Annotated in this window: 3 protein-coding genes; 2 read left to right on the forward strand and 1 reads right to left on the reverse strand. The window is 72.2% G+C overall.

Features of this window, described 5'->3' with window-relative positions; genetic code table 11:
• Positions 1-292: 292 nt before the first annotated feature.
• Positions 293-1,843, forward strand: coding sequence for a methionine--tRNA ligase (locus tag AB0L40_RS27180; protein WP_364361839.1), 1,551 nt, complete (start codon positions 293-295; stop codon positions 1,841-1,843).
• A 70-nt stretch (positions 1,844-1,913) separates the two neighbouring features.
• Entirely contained in the window at positions 1,914-2,669 is a 756-nt protein-coding gene (locus tag AB0L40_RS27185) for a TatD family hydrolase (RefSeq protein ID WP_364361841.1), read from the forward strand.
• Positions 2,670-2,775: 106 nt separating this feature from the next.
• Here AB0L40_RS27185 and AB0L40_RS27190 read toward each other — a convergent pair.
• Positions 2,776-3,794, reverse strand: a 1,019-nt coding sequence (locus AB0L40_RS27190) for an IS256 family transposase (RefSeq protein WP_364361843.1), incomplete at its 5' end; no start/stop codon positions are given.

Genomic DNA, 3,794 nt, shown 5'->3' on the forward strand with positions numbered 1-3,794 from the left:
CGCGGACCGGCTGCTGCTCGTCGCGAGCGACCGCATCTCGACCTACGACGCGGTGCACCCCAACTCGACGCCGCTCGGGCTGCCCGCCGGCGCGGTCCGGGTCCGCATCCGTCGCCGCGCGGCCGGCGCGGCGAGCACGGCGCGGATGGCGCGGGGCTGACCTGCGGCCGCGGCGCCGGTCGTGCGGGGCGACCCGCGACGACGGCAGGGGTCGTACGGGGCCGACCGGCCTGCGCGCGCACCCCGGGGCCCGCCCGGCCCGGTGACGCCGCGCCGGTACCCTCCGTCCGGCATGGGCTACTCCGTCACGACCCCGATCTTCTACGTCAACGCCGCGCCGCACCTCGGCCACGCGTACTCGACGATCGTGGCCGACGTCCTGGCGCGCAACCACCGTCAGCGCGGCGACGACGTCTTCTTCCTGACCGGGACGGACGAGCACGGCGAGCCCGTCGCCAACGTCGCGGCGGACCGCGGCATCACGCCGCAGGAGCTCGTCGACGAGAACGCCCCGCGCTTCCAGGCGATGGGCCCCGTGCTGGAGGCGTCCAACGACTTCTTCATCCGCACCTCGGACCCGCGCCACAAGGCGGCCGTGCAGGAGATCCTCACGAAGGTGAAGGAGAACGGCTGGGTCTACGAGGGTCAGTACGAAGGCTGGTACTGCCCGAAGTGCGCCGACTTCAAGACGGAGTCGGAGATCGCCGAGGGCAACACCTGCCCGATCCACGGCATCCCGCTCCTGCGCGAGTCAGAGAACAACTGGTTCTTCAAGCTCTCCGCCTTCCAGGAGCGGCTCGAGCAGCTCTACGCCGACCGCCCCGACTGGGTCGTCCCGCAGTCGCGCCGCAACGAGGCCCTCGCCTTCATCAAGGGCGGCCTGCAGGACGTCTCGCTCAGCCGCAACCAGATCACCTGGGGCGTCGAGGTCCCGTGGGACCTCGAGCACGTGTTCTACGTCTGGTGGGACGCGCTCCTGAACTACGTCACCGCGCTGCGCTTCGGCCGCGAGGGCGAGGACCTGACGGCGAGCCACTGGCCGGCGACGCACGTCATCGGCAAGGACATCCTGAAGTTCCACACGATCTACTGGCCGGCGCTCCTGATGGCCGCCGAGATGGAGGTCCCGACGCGCGTGATGGTCGGCGGCTTCCTGCTCGTCGGCGGCACGAAGATGAGCAAGTCGCTGGGCAACGTGCTCGACCCGTTCGAGGCGATCGAGCAGTACGGCGCCGACGCGGTGCGCTTCTACCTGCTGCGCGAGGTCGCCTTCGGCTCCGACGGCTCCGTGTCGCTCGAGGGCCTGAAGCTCCGCTACGAGTCCGAGCTCGCCAACGACTTCGGCAACCTCGCGTCGCGCTCGACGGCGATGGTCCGCCGCTACCGCGACGCCGTGGTCCCCGACGTCGCGGTCGATCCCCAGATCGCGGCGTCCTTCACGGGCTTGGCCGACACGGTCGCCCGGATGCTCGACGACGGCCAGATCAGCCAGGCGCTCGAGGCGATCTGGGAGCGCGTCCGCCTGCTGAACCGCTTCGTCGAGACCACGGCGCCCTGGACGCTGGCCAAGGCGGAGAAGGCCGACCCGTCGGCGGAGGGCGCGGACCCCGCCGCGATTGCGGCCGCCACGGCCGACCTCGACCGCGTTCTGCGCACCCTGGTCGAGGGCGTCCGCGTGCTCGCCGTCCTGCTGCACCCGTGGCTGCCGGCGAGCACCGTCGTGCTGCTCGACGCGCTCGGCTCGCCCGACCTCGCCTGGTCGGGCGCCGAGCTCGGCACCGGCGCCGCGCACGCCGTCGGCGAGCTCGCTCCGCTGTTCCCCAAGGACCGGGCGGCCGCGTGACCTCGCGCGTCGCGGGGGCCGGCCGCGCCACGCCGGTCGCCGCCCGCCCGTCGGCCGCCGGAGCCGTCGCATGATCGACAGCCACACCCACCTGGACTCCTGCGAGCCGCAGAACGACGAGCTCGTCGGCAACGCGCGCGCGGCGGGCGTCCGGCGGATCCTCACGGTCGGCATGGACGAGGCGAGCAACCGCACGGCCCTCAAGGCGGCCGAGGCGTTCGACGAGGTCTGGGCCGCCGTCGGACGGCACCCCAACGCGGCGGAGGGCTACGACGCCGCCGCGGGCGCCGACCTGCGGGAGCTCGCCGCGCACCCGCGCTGCGCCGCGATCGGCGAGACCGGCCTGGACTGGTTCCGCGAGGGCGCGCCCGCCGACGACCAGCGCGCGGCCTTCCGCGACCAGATCGAGATCGCGCGCGAGACGGCGAAGCCGCTCGTGATCCACACCCGCGCGGCCGAGGACGAGTCGATCGCGACCCTCCGCGAGCACGCGCAGGGGGTCGTCGTGATCCTCCACTGCTTCTCGATGCCCGACCGGCTGCACGAGTGCCTCGAGCAGGGTTGGTACGTGTCCTTTGCCGGCAACGTCACCTACCCGAAGAACGCCGACCTGGCGCTCGCGGCCGCGACGGTGCCCGACGACCGGATCCTGGTGGAGACCGACGCGCCGTACCTGACGCCGCAGAAGCGGCGCCGCGAGCGCAACCAGTCCGCGTACGTCACCGAGACGGCCCGCTTCGTCGCCGCGCAGCGCGACCAGTCCTACGAGGAGCTCGAGGCCGCCGTGACGGCCAACGCCGCCCGCGTGTTCGGGTGGGGCTCGTGAGCGCCGGCGATGCGCCGGCGGGCGCCACGGGGGGGCCGGACGACGGCCCGACGGTCGCCGAGCCCGTAGGGCGAGCGGGCCGGGCACCACGCCGGACGGTTGTGGGTCAGGCGGCCAGCTGCACCGGCGTCGCCTCTGGGGCCGGTGCGGGCCGGTTCTTCACCAGCTGCATCGAGGTCTCGGAGAGGTACCGCCGGCCGACGAGCCATTCGTCGTTCTGCTCGAGCAGGACCATGCCGGCGAGGCGCATCAGCGCCTGGTCGCTGGGGTAGATCCCGACGACATCGGAGCGCCTGCCGATCTCGCGATTCAGGCGCTCCAGCGGGTTGGTCGACCGCAGCTTTGCCCAGTGTTCCTTCGGGAAGTCGTAGAACCCGAGGAGGTCCTCCTCCGCGCCCTCAAGCAGCCGGGCGACCTTCGGCGCGGGCCCCTCGAGCTGCTGCACGACCTCGCCGAGCCGGGTGCGGGCGGCCTTGCCGTTCTCGGCGGTGAAGATCTGCCGGATCGCGGCGGTCACGAGCTGCCGCTGCGCCGCGCCGACGTGGCCGGTCATGTCACGGGCGAAGTGCACGCAGCACCGCTGCCACCGAGCGGTCAGGACCCGAGCGATCGCGTTCTTCAAGCCTTGGTGCGCGTCGCTCATCACCAGCTGCACCCCGGTCAGGCCACGCGCTCTGAGGGAGTGCAGGAACTCGGTCCAGAACGCTTCGGTCTCTGACTCGCCGACGTCGAGGCCGAGCACTTCGCGGACGCCCTGTTCGTTCACGCCGTAGGCGACGACCAGGGCCTTGTGCCGGACGCTGTCGCCCTGACGGACGCGTTCGATCTTCGCGTCCAGCCACACGTACGGATAGCGCCCTTCCAGCGGCCGGTTGCGAAACGCGTGGACCTGCTCGTCGAGGCCGGCGCACATCCTCGAGACCTGGTCCTTCGACAAGCCCTGCAGCCCCATCTGCTCGACCAGCCGGTCGACCTTCCGCGTCGACACGCCGTTGACGTAGGCCTCCTGCACCACGCTCACCAGCGCCTGCTCGTGCCGCTTCCTGGGTTCGAGAAACGACGGGAAATAGGACCCCTGCCGGAGCTTCGGGATCGCGACATCGAGCGTCCCTGCACGGGTGTCCC

Origin of the sequence: Patulibacter sp. NPDC049589 (genome assembly GCF_040675535.1) — a bacterium.
In the GTDB taxonomy this organism is placed as follows: Bacteria; Actinomycetota; Thermoleophilia; order Solirubrobacterales; family Solirubrobacteraceae; genus Patulibacter.